The sequence below is a fragment of the Cellulosimicrobium sp. E-16 genome (assembly GCF_049913115.1).
GTDB lineage: Bacteria > Actinomycetota > Actinomycetes > Actinomycetales > Cellulomonadaceae > Cellulosimicrobium.
On the sequence record NZ_CP183974.1, the window covers coordinates 1,142,962 to 1,155,109 of the forward strand.

The following is a 12,148-nucleotide window of genomic DNA, read 5'->3' on the forward strand; positions in this document are numbered from 1 at the left end:
GAGTCGCCGGCCCGCAGGTGCCGGTCAGAGCCCGGAGTGCGGGACACTGGTGCGCATGGTCTCCACCATCGTCCACCTCTTGCGCCACGGCGAGGTCCACAACCCCGACGGCGTCCTCTACGGCCGCATCCCCGGCTACCACCTCTCGGAGCGGGGCCACGAGATGGCCCGCCGGGTCGCCGCGCACCTCGCGGGCGAGCCCGGGCCCGACGGCACGTCGCGCCCCCGCGCGGACCTCGCCGTCGTCGTCGCGTCGCCGCTCCAGCGCGCCCAGGAGACGGCCACGCCGGCCGCCGAGGCGTTCGGCATCGAGCTCGGCACCGACGACCGGCTCATCGAGGCCGCGAACCACTTCGAGGGCATGACCTTCGGCGTCGGGGACGGGTCGCTGCGCCACCCGCAGCACTGGCGCTTCCTGTGGAACCCGTTCCGGCCGTCCTGGGGCGAGCCGTACACCGAGCAGGTCGCGCGCATGCGGGCCGCGGTCGCCGACGCCCGGGACAAGGCCGCGGGCCACGAGGCCCTCCTCGTGAGCCACCAGCTCCCCGTGTGGCTCACGCGCCTGAGCTTCGAGAACCGCCGGCTGTGGCACGACCCGCGCAAGCGGCAGTGCTCGCTCGCGTCGCTCACGTCGCTGCACTTCGAGGACGACCGCCTCGTCGGCCTGCACTACTCCGAGCCGGTCGCCGACCTCCTCCCGGGTGCCGCGACCGTCGCGGGGGCGTGACGTCGGTCATGTCTCGCGTCGTCGTCGCCGCCCGGACGCCCGAACCGTCCCGTTCGGGAGTGGCGGAGGTCACGTCTCTCAGGTGGCGTCCAGGAACCCCGGGCAGGGTGCCTCCCGTGATGACGCTGTGACCGCCAGCTCGCGCGCGCGTGACGTGCGCGCCCTCCCGCCCGTCCGCGGCGTGCTGATCGCGGGCGCCGTGGTCGCCGCGGCGCTCGGCCTCGCGGCGTGCGCCCAGGACTCCGGCGCGACGACCGACGTCGTCGGGCAGGGGTACGTCTCCGGCGACGGCTCGGTCCGCACCTGGGACGCCGGCGAGCGGGGCGACGTCGTCGCGCTCACCGGCACCGACTACGAGGGCGAGCAGGTCGACACGGGCGCCTGGCTGGGCGACGTCGTCGTCCTCAACACCTGGTACGCGGCGTGCGCGCCGTGCCGCGCCGAGGCGCCCGACCTCGTGGCGCTCGCGAACGACCGCGCCGAGGACGGCGTGCAGGTGCTCGGCATCAACACGACCGACGAGGCGGGCGCCGCGCAGGCGTTCCAGCGCCGGTTCGAGGTGCCGTACCCGTCGATCGACGACCGCAGCGGGGAGGTCGTCGCGGCGCTCTCCGGCACCGTGCCGCTCCAGGCGGTGCCGTCGACGGTCGTGCTCGACCGCGAGGGCCGCGTCGCGGCGCGCGTCATCGGGCTCGCCGAGGGCTCGACCCTGGACGCGCTCGTCGACGACGTGCTCGCCGAGGACGAGGCGGCCGGCTGACCGTGGTCACCCTCGCGTCCCTCGCCGCCACCGTCCCGACCGCCGCACTCCCCGCGGCCGCCGCGACGAGCGTCGGCGACACGTTCGCCGCGACGGTCTGGAGTGGGTCGATGCTCCTGGCGGTCCCGGTGGCGATCCTGGCGGGGCTCGTCTCCTTCGCGTCGCCGTGCGTGCTGCCGCTCGTGCCCGGCTACGTCGGCTACGTCTCGGGCATGGCCGCGGCGAACGCCGGGAGCGGGCGTGGCGCGTCCGGAGGGACGACGACGGCCACCCGGGTCGCGGCGCCGAGCCGCGGCCGGGTCCTCGCGGGCGTCGGGCTCTTCGTCGCCGGGTTCACCCTGGTCTTCGTCGCACTCATGGTCGCGGCCGGCGCGATCGGCGTGCACCTGGTCCGCTGGGAGGACGTCATCACGCGCGTCCTGGGCGTGGTCGTCATCCTCATGGGGCTCGCCTTCATGGGGGCGGTCCCGTTCCTCCAGCGCGAGCGGCGCCTGCACCTGAGCCCCCAGGCCGGGCTGTGGGGAGCGCCGCTGCTCGGCATCGTGTTCGGGCTCGGCTGGACGCCGTGCCTCGGGCCGACGCTCGTCGCCGTGCAGTCGCTGTCGCTGAACGAGGCCTCTGCGGGCCGTGGCGCGATCCTCGGGGTCGCCTACTGCCTCGGTCTCGGCGTGCCGTTCCTGCTCATCGCGCTCGGGCTCCAGAGCTCGCAGCGCATGCTCGGCTTCCTGCGCCGGCACCGCCTCGCGATCATGCGGATCGGCGGCGGGCTGCTGGTGCTCATCGGCCTCGCGCTCGTCACAGGCCTGTGGGCGACGTGGACGACGACCATGCAGGGCTGGATCGACGGCTACGTGACGGTGGTGTGAGATGACCGAGCGGACCAGCCGGGCCGAGAGATCAGACGAGCGTCCGACGACGTCGACGGGCTACCGCCCCGAGGGCATCGACGACGCGTTCTCCGCGGGCGACGGCCCGGGGGACCGGACACCGTCGGGCGGCGGGGGCGGCGCGGGAGGCGACGGCGGCCCGGCTCTCCCGCGGCTCGGCTGGCGCGGCACGCTGCGCTGGACGTGGCGCCAGCTCACGAGCATGCGCGTCGCGCTCATGCTCCTCATGCTGCTCGCGGTCGCGGCGGTGCCCGGCTCCGTCCTGCCGCAGCGCCCGCAGGACCCGGCGGCCGTGCTGCGCTACCTCCAGGAGAACCCGACGACGGGGGAGTGGCTCGACCGGCTCGGCTTCTTCGACGTCTACGCCTCGGTGTGGTTCTCCGCGATCTACATCCTTCTCTTCGTCTCGCTCGTCGGGTGCATCCTGCCGCGCACGAAGGCGCACTGGCAGGCGCTGCGCACGCGCCCCCCGCGCACGCCGCGGCGCTTCGACCGCTTCCCGGCACAGGCACGCGCCGTCACCGACGCGTCGCCGGACGACGTCGTCGCGGCCGCGAGCACCCACCTGCGTGGCCGTCTGCGCTGGCTGCCGACGTTCCGCGTCGACACGGGCGCCGAGGAGGCCGCCCCGGCGCGGGGCCGCGCCGCCGCGCGACCCGCGGCGCGCACGGTGGCGGCCGAGCGGGGCTACGTGCGCGAGACCGGCAACCTGCTGTTCCACCTCTCGCTCGTCGGCCTCCTGGTCGCCGTCGCGACGGGCCAGCTCCTGCACTACCGCGGCCAGGCGATCGTCACGGAGGGCCGCGGGTTCGCGAACGCGGTCGTCGACTACGACACGTTCGAGAACGGCGCGTGGTTCCGGCCGTCGTCGCTCGTGCCGTTCTCGATGACGCTCGACGCGTTCGAGTCGGAGTTCGCCCAGGACTCCGTCGCGTTCGCGCAGTCGCGCGACTTCACCGCGACGGTCACCGTGCGCGACCCCGACGGCACGACCCACGAGGAGACCATCAAGGTCAACCACCCGCTCACCGCGGGAGGCGCCAAGATCTACCTCCAGGGCAACGGGTTCGCACCCGAGGTCACGGTGCACGACGCCGACGGCGAGGTCGCGTTCTCCGGCCGCGTGCCGTTCCTGCCCGAGGACACGATGTACACCTCGCGGGGCGTCATCAAGGTGCCCGACGTGTCCTCCGGCCTCGACCAGATCGGCCTCGTCGGGTACTTCCTCCCGACGGCCCAGCTCAGCGAGGACGGCGAGACCGCGGCGTCGGTGTACCCGCAGCCGATCAACCCGCTGCTCGTGCTCGAGGTCTACCGCGGCGACCTCGGCCTCGACGAGGGACTGCCGCAGAACGTCTACCGCCTCGACACCGACGACCTCACGGCGTCGGTCGACGAGGACGGCGAGCGCGTCAAGCTGCTCGTCGCCCCTGGCGAGACGGTCGACCTGCCCGACGGCCTCGGCACGATCACGTTCGACTCGCTGCCGCGCTACGTCGCGCTCGACCTGCGCCACGACCCGTCGCTCACGTGGGTGCTCGTGTTCGCGCTCGGCGCGCTCACGGGGCTCGCCGTCTCGCTGTTCACCCCGCGCCGCCGCGTGTGGGTGCGCGCCTGGCGCGAGGAGGTGCCCGGGACGGGCGACGACGCCCCGCGCGAGCGCACCGTCGTCGCCGTCGCGGGCCTCGCCCGCGGGGACGACGCCGGCCTCCAAGGCGAGGTGGACTCGCTTCTCGCCGCGCTCCCGGGCGTGGCACCATCGGGTGAGGGTGACCTCACCTCGTCGCCGGGACGCGCACCGGCCGACCGCACCCGCTCCACCGCGCGTCCCGCACAGGACCCGACCGCGCGACCGCGCACGAAAGGCTGACCGATGACCGTAGCCGAGCTGAGCCAGGACCTCGTCTGGGCCGCTGCGACTGCCCTGACCGTCGCGCTCGTCGCGTTCGCGATCGACCTCGCGCGGCTCGCGGGCCGCGCCGACGACGACCGGGCCGAGGCGCGGGCCGACGCGAAGGCGCCCGGCGCCGAGGTGCTCGCGGGCGCCGGCGCGGCGGCCGCCTCGCCGTACGGTCCGGGCGCTCCGGACGCCGTCGACGCCGCACCCGTCGCCGCGCCCGAGCCGTCGCGCAAGGCCGCCAACATCGGGATCTCGCTCACGTGGCTCGGGACGGCGCTGCTGCTCGTCGCGATCGTCACGCGCGGGATCGCCGCGGGCCGCACGCCGTGGGCCAACATGTACGAGTTCACGCTCGTCGGCGCCTTCGTGGCCCTCGCGGTGTTCCTCGGCGTCTCCCTCAAGCGCGACGTCCGCTTCCTCGGGTCGTTCGTCACCGGCCTCGCGGTGCTCTTCCTCGTGCTCGCGCAGAACGCGTTCTTCGTCGCCGCGACCGGCGTGCAGCCCGCGCTCCAGTCGTACTGGCTCGTCATCCACGTGGGCGTCGCGATCATCGCGACGGGCATCTTCACCGTCGCGTTCGTCACGTCGGTGCTCCAGCTCCTGCGCGACTCGCGCGACACCGGGAACGCGTTCCTCGGCGCGCGCGGCTGGCGCTGGCTCGACTCGACGCCGAGGCCGCTCCAGCTCGAGGCCCTGAGCTTCCGCCTCAACGCGGTCGCGTTCGTGCTGTGGACGTTCACCATCATCGGTGGCGCGATCTGGGCCGAGCACGCGTGGGGCCGCTACTGGGGCTGGGACCCCAAGGAGGTCTGGAGCTTCGTCGTCTGGATCGTGTACGCGGCGTACCTGCACGCCCGCACGACCCGCGGCTGGTCCGGGCGCCGGGCGGCGTACTTCGTGATCGTCGGCTACGCGTGCGTGCTGTTCAACTTCACGGGCGTGAACCTGCTGTTCAACGGCAAGCACTCGTACTCGGGCCTCAACCCGGGCGACTGACCCGGTCCGGCACCGCGCGCCCAGCGAGCGCTGCGTCCCCGTGCGAGCGCTGCGTCCAGGAGCGCGGCGCTCGACCCCGGACGCAGCGCTCGACCTGCGCGGTCGGTCAGCGGGCGGTGTCGTCGCCGTCGTCGGACCCGTTGCTCGCCCCTGGTCGACGCGCGTCGCCGTCGTCCTCGGTCCGGCCGTCCTCCGTCGTGTCCCCGGACGTCGGGGGAGCGTCGTCCGTCGCGGGCGAGGGTGCCTCGTCCCGCGCCTGGCGACGCTGCTGCTGCTCGAGCCGCCAGAGGAACTCGGGGTCGTCGTCGGGCGCGACGGGGGCGCTGCGGCGCCGGCGCGTGCCGCCGTTCGACGAGCCGCCCGACGGGCGCCCGGCCGCGTACCGCGAGCCCGAGCGCGACGCGGCACGCTTGACGAGGATCCAGGCGATGGGGCCGAGGAACGGCAGCAGGATGATGAGGACGATCCACAGCCCCTTGGGGATGCCGCCGCGTTCCTCCTCGTCGCTCGAGGCGAGGTCGACGAGCGCGTAGACCGCGAGGCCGACGGCGATGAGGGGGAGCAGCACGCGAAGCATGGCTCCAGCCTACGGGCCGTACCCTGGAGTCGTGCCTGTCGTCGTCTACTCCGTCCTGCGTCTGCTGCTCTTCGCCGCCGCGCTGGGCGTGCTCTGGTTCGCCGGCCTCCGGGGCTGGCTGCTCGTCCTCGTCGCCGCGGTCGTCGCGCTCATGCTGTCGTACCTGACCCTGCGCAGGCCCCGGGAGGCGGCGTCGCGCTACCTCGCCGCGCGAGCCGAGCACCGCGCGCGCACCGGCGAGCGGTTCTCGCGCGAGATCGAGGACGACGCGGCGGCCGAGGACGCGGCCCTCGATGCCGCCCTCGACCGCGAGGAGGGCGCGGCGGCGCCGGGCGCGGACCCGGCGCCGACCGAGCGGCCCGGGACGTCGTCGGCCCGCTGAGCCGTCGGGGCCGCGGCCTGCCGGCGCTCAGAGCGCGAGCCCGACCCCCAGCAACACGCCGTACGCGAGCTCGAACAGCCCCGTCCCGGCGAGCACCGGCACGAGGAGCGGCCCGCGCGCACCCGCGATCACCGGGAGCGTGAGGAGCACGGCCGGCAGCAGGAGGACCAGGGTGCCGAGCGCCCAGGGCGACGCGAACGCGCACACGACCGCCAGCAGCAGCGGGACCCAGATCATCGCGACGTAGGCCCGGCGGGCACGGAAGTCGCCGAGCCGGACCGCGAGCGTGCGCTTGCCCGCGACGACGTCGGTCGGGATGTCGCGGATGTTGTTCACCATGAGGATCGCGCACGCGAGCAGGCCCACCGCGACCGCGCCGACGGCCGACGGCCACGTGACCACGCCCGCCTGCGTGTAGGTGGTGCCGAGCGTGGCGACCAGGCCGAAGAAGACGAAGACCCCGACCTCGCCCAGGCCCCGGTAGCCGTAGGGGTTGCGGCCGCCCGTGTAGTACCAGCCCGCGAGGATCGCGAGAGCGCCCACGGCGATCAGCCACCAGTGACCGGTCACCGCGCAGAGCACGAGCCCGAGCACGGCGGCGACGCCGAACGCGCCGAACGCCGCGGCGCGCACCTGCCCGGGTCGCGCGGCGCCGGTCGCGGTGAGCCGCATGGGGCCGACGCGGTCGAGGTCGGTGCCGCGCACGCCGTCGGAGTAGTCGTTCGCGTAGTTCACGCCCACCTGGAGCGCGAGCGCGACGCCGAGGGCGAGCAGCGCGGGCCAGAACGCGAAGCCGTCCACCTGGGCCGCGGCGCCGGACCCGACGACGACGGGCGTCGCGGCGGCGGGAAGGGTCCGCGGGCGCGCGCCCGCGACCCACTCGGTGGTGCTGGCCATGGTGCTCCGTCTCGGTCGTGCGGGTCGTGCAGGGTGGTGGGACCGCGGGCGGCTCACCCAGGGCGGGCCTGGAGGTGCCCGACGGCGAGCCGCGCCACCGCGGCGCGGTCCACCTTGCCGGGCCCGCGGCGCGGGAGGTCCACGACGACGAGCACGCGACGCGGTGCGGCCGCCCGCTCCAGCCTATCCGCGACGTGGTCTCGGACCGTGGCGACGAGCGCGGCCGGGGCGTCCGCGACCGCGACCGAGCCCTCGGCGCCGGGGCCGGTGCCGGTGCCGGGGGCCGAGCCGGGAGCGGCGGGCGAGGGCCAGGCCGTCGTGACGACCGCGACGACCTCCTGCCCCCACTCCGGGTGCGGCACGCCGACGACGCACGCCTCGCCCACGCCGTCGACCTCGGCGACCAGGGCCTCGACCGCGGCCGGGGCGACGTTGACGCCGCCCGTGACGACGACGTCGTCCGCCCGGCCGAGGACGGTGAGCGAGGGGCCGTCCGGCGCCCCGTCGAGCCGGCCGAGGTCGCTCGTGCGGAACCAGCGCGTGCCGTCGTCATCGGTGCGGAACGCGTACGCGGTCGCGGCCGGGTCGCCGAGGTAGCCGTCGGCGAGGAACGGCCCGGAGAGCTCGACGACCCCCGTGGCGCGGCCCTGCCCGTCCGCAGGCGTGGGCCGGGCGAGGCGTACGCGCGCGCCCGCGAGCGGGACGCCGTCGTACACGCACCCGCCGCTCGTCTCCGTCATGCCGTACGTGGTCACGACGCGCGCGCCCGCCGCCCGCGCGCGGCGCAGCAGCGCGGGAGGTGCCGCGGCGCCGCCGAGCAGGACCGCGTCGAGGGCGCGGAGCGCGTCGAGGCCTGCGGCGCCGCCGTCGGAGCCCGCCTCCGCCGCGGCGAGGAGGCGGTGGAGCCTGCGTGGGGACGAGCGAGACGTACCGGCGCTCGGCGCGCGGCGCCCGGGCGACGAGCCCGGCGAAGCCGGCCGGGGTGAACGGCTCGTCCTCCGGCGCGACCGTGAGGCCTCGCCCGGCCGCGTGCGCGCGCGCGACCACCTGCACGCCCGCGACGTGCGTCGCGGGCAGCGTGAGGAGCCAGTGCCCGGGCCCGCCCAGCCGCTCGTGCGTCGCGGCGCCCGAGGCGCGCAGCGCCGCCGCGGACAGCACGACCTCGCGCGGCTCGCCCGTCGAGCCCGACGTGCGCAGGACGAGCGCGGCGCCCGGCGGAACCTCGGCGTGCCCGGGCCGGGAGAGCAGCGGGACGGGCGCCACCGGGGGGCCGGCGCCGTCGAGCGCGGCGCCGACCGCCGCGACCAGGGCGTCGAGATCGGCGGGGACGACGGCGCGGTTCACCGGATCAGCGTAGGCCGGGCCGTAGGGTGACCGGGAAGCGCACGTCCGTCGCAGGGGCAGTGCCAGGACCGGGTCCTGGACCGACGGGAAGGTCGAGGATGACGAGGACGGCACGAGGACCCGGTGCGGTCCGGGCGGGGCTGGTGGTCGCGCTCGTCGCGGCGTCGGTCCTGCTCGCGGGGTGCGGCGGCGAGCCGGCCGCGCCCACGACGGAGACGGTCGACGCGGACGTCTCCGCGGACAAGGGGGCACCGCCGACGCCGGACGTGCCGCTCGTCTGGCCGCTCACCGGCGTCGAGGCCGAGGAGGTCGCGGACCGCCCGGCGCTCGCGGTGAAGATCGAGAACGCGCCCCAGGCGCGCCCGCAGACCGGTCTCGAGCTGGCCGACGTCGTGTGGGAGGAGGTCGTCGAGGGCGGCATCACGCGCTTCGTCGCCGTCTACCACTCGCAGGTCCCCGAGAGCGTGGGGCCGGTGCGCTCGGTCCGGCCCATGGACCCGGCGATCGTCGGTCCGCTGCACGGGATCCTCGCGTACACCGGCGGGCAGCAGCCGTTCATCGACGCCGTGGGTGCGGCGGGGGTCCAGTCGGTCGTCATGGACGAGGGCGACGACGGGTTCACCACGACCCGCGCGCGCCGTGCGCCGCACAACGTGTACGGCAGCCCGGAGGACTTCTGGGCCCAGGCCGACGGCGACCGCACCGCGCCCCCGCCCGCCCAGCTCGTCTTCGCCCGGGAGCCGGGGAACGGCACGGCCACCGTGGCGGGCAGCGCTGCGACGCGCCTCGACGTGCGGCTCACGTTCGCGAGCCGTGCCGTGTGGGAGTGGAACGCGGACGAGGGGCGCTACGTGCGCAGCGAGGACGACACCCCGGCCGTGTCGTCGGACGAGGTGCGGCTCTCGGCGACGAACGTCGTGCTGCTGTCCGCGCCGATGGAGGACACGGCGTTCAAGGACCCGGCGGGGGTGCCCGTCCCGGAGACGAGGCTTGTGGGGACCGGCGAGGGCGTCGTCGCGAGCGGCGGCAAGCAGGTGCCGGTGACGTGGTCCAAGGAGACGGTCGAGTCCCCGGTGGTGCTGACCGGGGCGGACGGGAAACCCGTCGAGCTCGAGCCCGGGGCCTCGTGGATCGAGCTCGTGCCGATCGGGTCCGGGAGCTGGGAGATCTCCTGACGGCCGCACTCGTCCGGCGGCGGCCTCCCGGGTCCTCCCCACGGCGTACGACCGCTCCGCCCCGAGGGGGACCGGCGGGCACCCAGGTCGAGCCGCGGGGCCGACGCGGAGACGGGGTCCCGGGCGGCACCGTGGAGTCATGGCAACCGTCGTCCCGCACCCCGTCCACCCCTCCCAGCCCGGCACCCCCGGCGAGGGCGCCGCGCAGCGCTCGACCGAGGGCCGGCTCCCGCCGTCCTACGCCCCGCGCACGCCGCGCGACGACGAGCCCGGCGCCGCCCGCTCGGCCGCGCCCGTCGCGATCTCGGTCGGGCTCCTGTTCGGCCTCGCCGTCGCCGCGGCCTTCGTCGGCCGCGGCCTCATCGAGATGCTGACGAGCCTCGTCGCCGGCTCCTGACCCCCACGGTCAGAACGCGTAGCCGAACCGGCCCCAGTCCGGGTCGCGCCGCTCCAGGAACGCGTCGCGCCCCTCCACGGCCTCGTCGGTCAGGTAGGCGAGCCGCGTCGCCTCGCCCGCGAAGACCTGCTGGCCCATGAGCCCGTCGTCCGCGAGGTTGAACGCGAACTTGAGCATCCGGATCGCCTGCGGCGACTTCGACGCGATCGTGCGCGCGTACTCGATCGCGAGCGCCTCGAGGTCCGCGTGGTCCGCGACCTCGTTCACCGCCCCCCACTCGTACGCGTCCTGCGCCGAGTACTCCCGCGCGAGGAAGAAGATCTCCCGCGCCCGCTTCTGCCCCACCTGCCGCGCCAGGTACGCCGAGCCGTAGCCGCCGTCGAACGAGCCGACGTTCGCGTCGGTCTGCTTGAACCGCGCGTGCTCGCGGCTCGCGATCGACAGGTCCGCGACGACGTGCAGCGAGTGCCCGCCGCCCGCCGCCCACCCGTTGACGACCGCGACCACGACCTTGGGCATCGTCCGGATGAGCCGCTGCACCTCGAGGATGTGCAGGCGCCCCGCGCGGGCCGGGTCCACCGCGTCGCGCGTGTGCACGTCGCCGCCGCCGTCGGGCGCGGTCGTGTACTGGTAGCCCGAGCGTCCCCGGATCCGCTGGTCGCCGCCGGAGCAGAACGCCCACCCGCCGTCCTTGGGGGAGGGGCCGTTGCCCGTGAGGAGCACGGTCCCCACGTCGGACGTCATGCGCGCGTGGTCGAGCACGCGGTACAGCTCGTCCACGGTGTGCGGGCGGAACGCGTTGCGCACCTCCGGGCGGTCGAACGCGACGCGCACGACGGGCAGGTCGCGCACGACGGCGCCGGCCGCGTCGCGCTCCACGCCCCGGTGGTACGTGACGTCGGTCAGCTCCTCGAACCCGGCGACGTCGCGCCACGCGCCCGGGTCGAACGTCTCGGACACCTGGCGGGGGAGCGCGTGCGCGCGCGGGTCGTCGGCGGGGACGGCGGGGGTGGGTTCGGAGCTGCTCACGGTCGTCACGGTAGCCGCTGCGGGGCGAGGCCCGCGCCCGGCGCGGGGGCCCGTTCGTCGGCGTGGGGCGCGGACGCCGGGGCGGCGCCGTCTCGCGGCGGCGTCGAGAGGCCGAGGACGAGGCCGGCGCCGACGACGAGCGTCCCGACCAGGGAGCGGGCGTCGAGCGCCTCGAACCCGAGGGCGACCGAGGTTGCGAGCGCCGCGACGGGCAGGAGGCCCGCGAACAGGCCGGCCCGCGCGGGGCCGATCGTGGCAAGCCCGGAGTACCAGAGCAGGAACGCCACGGCCGTGACGACGACGGCGAGGTAGGCGAGCGCGGCGAGCTCGGCGGCCTCGGGGGCGACGAGGAACGGCTGCCCCGTGACCTGCTGCCGGACGACGCCGAGCACGGCGAGCTGGGGGACGGCCAGGACGCACGCGTACGCGGAGACGCGCAGCGCGCCGAGCGTCGGCAGGAGCGGCACGGCGAGCAGCGAGAAGCACACCTCGCACGCGAGCGCCCCGAGCGCGAGCGCGACGCCGACCGGGTCCCCCGAGCCGCCGCCCTCGACGACCACGACGCCGCCCGTCACCACGACCGCCGCCGCGAGGGTCCGGACCGCGATGCGGCGCGCCCGGAGCGCGGCGGCCGTGGCGAGCACCACGGGCGAGGCGCCGACGACCGCCCCGACGAGGGACGGGTCCGCGCGCCCCGCGCTCTCGACGACGAGGACGCTGAACCCCACGAGACCGGTCGCCGCGAGCGCGGTCAGGCGCAGCAGCGCGCGCGGTGACGGCAGGACCCACGGCACGCGCCGCGCGGCGAGGACGGCGAGCAGGACGAGCGCCGCGACGGCGTAGCGCGCGGCCTGCCCGCCGAGGACCGGGAAGTCGGCGAGGGCGGCGGACGCGACGAACGACGAGCCGACGATCACCATGCCGACGGCGCACCGGAGGTCGCCGGACCGCGTCCGGCCGGGGCGGTCGGGCGCCTGGTCGCCGTCATCGGACGGGGCGCCGCGGGAAGGGCGAGGAGCGAGGGCCATGCGTCGACCGTAGGGTCGAGTCTGGACCAGGGTGCAGGTCCAGATCGTG

General features: G+C 75.9%; 13 protein-coding genes. 8 read left to right on the forward strand and 5 right to left on the reverse strand.

Annotated features, from left to right (window positions below):
- Nucleotides 1-55 precede the first annotated feature (55 nt).
- The 5 genes from ACN9MS_RS04970 to ccsB all read left to right on the forward strand — a co-directional run bounded on the left by ACN9MS_RS04970 (nucleotide 56) and on the right by ccsB (nucleotide 5,270).
- Nucleotides 56-727, forward strand: coding sequence for a histidine phosphatase family protein (locus ACN9MS_RS04970; protein WP_426310993.1), 672 nt, complete (start codon nucleotides 56-58; stop codon nucleotides 725-727).
- 127 nt (nucleotides 728-854) lie between these two features.
- On the forward strand, nucleotides 855-1,487 hold the full coding sequence (locus ACN9MS_RS04975) for a TlpA family protein disulfide reductase (protein ID WP_426310994.1): 633 nt from the start codon (nucleotides 855-857) through the stop codon (nucleotides 1,485-1,487).
- Between the two features lie 110 nt (nucleotides 1,488-1,597).
- Nucleotides 1,598-2,353: a cytochrome c biogenesis CcdA family protein gene (locus ACN9MS_RS04980; protein ID WP_426311827.1), complete on the forward strand. Its 756-nt coding sequence runs from the start codon at nucleotides 1,598-1,600 to the stop codon at nucleotides 2,351-2,353.
- Nucleotide 2,354: 1 nt separating this feature from the next.
- Nucleotides 2,355-4,244, forward strand: coding sequence for a cytochrome c biogenesis protein ResB (gene resB / locus ACN9MS_RS04985; protein ID WP_426310995.1), 1,890 nt, complete (start codon nucleotides 2,355-2,357; stop codon nucleotides 4,242-4,244).
- A 3-nt stretch (nucleotides 4,245-4,247) separates the two neighbouring features.
- Nucleotides 4,248-5,270, forward strand: coding sequence for a c-type cytochrome biogenesis protein CcsB (gene ccsB / locus ACN9MS_RS04990; RefSeq protein ID WP_426310996.1), 1,023 nt, complete (start codon nucleotides 4,248-4,250; stop codon nucleotides 5,268-5,270).
- A 106-nt stretch (nucleotides 5,271-5,376) separates the two neighbouring features.
- Here ccsB and ACN9MS_RS04995 read toward each other — a convergent pair whose 3' ends face one another.
- Nucleotides 5,377-5,847 (reverse strand): PLD nuclease N-terminal domain-containing protein, encoded by a 471-nt coding sequence (locus tag ACN9MS_RS04995; protein WP_426310997.1) that lies wholly within the window; start codon nucleotides 5,845-5,847, stop codon nucleotides 5,377-5,379.
- 31 nt (nucleotides 5,848-5,878) lie between these two features.
- Between ACN9MS_RS04995 and ACN9MS_RS05000 the strand changes: the two genes are divergently transcribed.
- A complete protein-coding gene (locus tag ACN9MS_RS05000) occupies nucleotides 5,879-6,229 on the forward strand; it encodes a DUF4229 domain-containing protein (RefSeq protein WP_426310998.1) in 351 nt (116 codons plus the stop codon).
- A gap of 27 nt (nucleotides 6,230-6,256) precedes the next feature.
- Here the strand turns inward: ACN9MS_RS05000 and ACN9MS_RS05005 are convergent, their stop codons facing one another.
- Together ACN9MS_RS05005 and ACN9MS_RS05010 are read right to left on the reverse strand one after the other, a co-directional pair.
- Complete coding sequence (locus ACN9MS_RS05005; RefSeq protein ID WP_426310999.1) at nucleotides 6,257-7,126, reverse strand: 1,4-dihydroxy-2-naphthoate polyprenyltransferase; 870 nt, start codon at nucleotides 7,124-7,126, stop codon at nucleotides 6,257-6,259.
- Nucleotides 7,127-7,179: 53 nt separating this feature from the next.
- A complete protein-coding gene (locus ACN9MS_RS05010) occupies nucleotides 7,180-8,445 on the reverse strand; it encodes an AMP-binding enzyme (RefSeq protein ID WP_426311828.1) in 1,266 nt (421 codons plus the stop codon).
- 123 nt (nucleotides 8,446-8,568) lie between these two features.
- Between ACN9MS_RS05010 and ACN9MS_RS05015 the strand changes: the two genes are divergently transcribed.
- Both ACN9MS_RS05015 and ACN9MS_RS05020 read left to right on the forward strand, forming a co-directional pair.
- Nucleotides 8,569-9,645 (forward strand): DUF3048 domain-containing protein, encoded by a 1,077-nt coding sequence (locus ACN9MS_RS05015; RefSeq protein ID WP_426311000.1) that lies wholly within the window; start codon nucleotides 8,569-8,571, stop codon nucleotides 9,643-9,645.
- 139 nt (nucleotides 9,646-9,784) lie between these two features.
- Nucleotides 9,785-10,042 carry a hypothetical protein gene (locus ACN9MS_RS05020; protein WP_047231562.1) on the forward strand — a complete coding sequence of 86 codons (258 nt, stop codon included), beginning with the start codon at nucleotides 9,785-9,787 and terminating at the stop codon, nucleotides 10,040-10,042.
- Between the two features lie 9 nt (nucleotides 10,043-10,051).
- Here the strand turns inward: ACN9MS_RS05020 and ACN9MS_RS05025 are convergent, their stop codons facing one another.
- Both ACN9MS_RS05025 and ACN9MS_RS05030 read right to left on the reverse strand, forming a co-directional pair.
- Complete coding sequence (locus ACN9MS_RS05025; protein WP_426311001.1) at nucleotides 10,052-11,071, reverse strand: 1,4-dihydroxy-2-naphthoyl-CoA synthase; 1,020 nt, start codon at nucleotides 11,069-11,071, stop codon at nucleotides 10,052-10,054.
- A 5-nt stretch (nucleotides 11,072-11,076) separates the two neighbouring features.
- A complete protein-coding gene (locus ACN9MS_RS05030) occupies nucleotides 11,077-12,099 on the reverse strand; it encodes an EamA family transporter (RefSeq protein ID WP_426311002.1) in 1,023 nt (340 codons plus the stop codon).
- Nucleotides 12,100-12,148 lie beyond the last annotated feature (49 nt).

What these genes read in the sequence shown, in the direction of transcription:
- ACN9MS_RS04970 (WP_426310993.1), top strand. Translation starts at nt 56, where the DNA reads ATGGTCTCCACCATCGTCCACCTCTTGCGCCACGGCGAGGTCCACAAC.
- ACN9MS_RS04980 (WP_426311827.1), top strand. Translation starts at nt 1,598, where the DNA reads ATGCTCCTGGCGGTCCCGGTGGCGATCCTGGCGGGGCTCGTCTCCTTC.
- resB (WP_426310995.1), top strand. Translation starts at nt 2,355, where the DNA reads ATGACCGAGCGGACCAGCCGGGCCGAGAGATCAGACGAGCGTCCGACG.
- ccsB (WP_426310996.1), top strand. Translation starts at nt 4,248, where the DNA reads ATGACCGTAGCCGAGCTGAGCCAGGACCTCGTCTGGGCCGCTGCGACT.
- ACN9MS_RS04995 (WP_426310997.1), bottom strand. Translation starts at nt 5,847, where the DNA reads ATGCTTCGCGTGCTGCTCCCCCTCATCGCCGTCGGCCTCGCGGTCTAC.
- ACN9MS_RS05005 (WP_426310999.1), bottom strand. Translation starts at nt 7,126, where the DNA reads ATGGCCAGCACCACCGAGTGGGTCGCGGGCGCGCGCCCGCGGACCCTT.
- ACN9MS_RS05015 (WP_426311000.1), top strand. Translation starts at nt 8,569, where the DNA reads ATGACGAGGACGGCACGAGGACCCGGTGCGGTCCGGGCGGGGCTGGTG.
- ACN9MS_RS05020 (WP_047231562.1), top strand. Translation starts at nt 9,785, where the DNA reads ATGGCAACCGTCGTCCCGCACCCCGTCCACCCCTCCCAGCCCGGCACC.
- ACN9MS_RS05030 (WP_426311002.1), bottom strand. Translation starts at nt 12,099, where the DNA reads ATGGCCCTCGCTCCTCGCCCTTCCCGCGGCGCCCCGTCCGATGACGGC.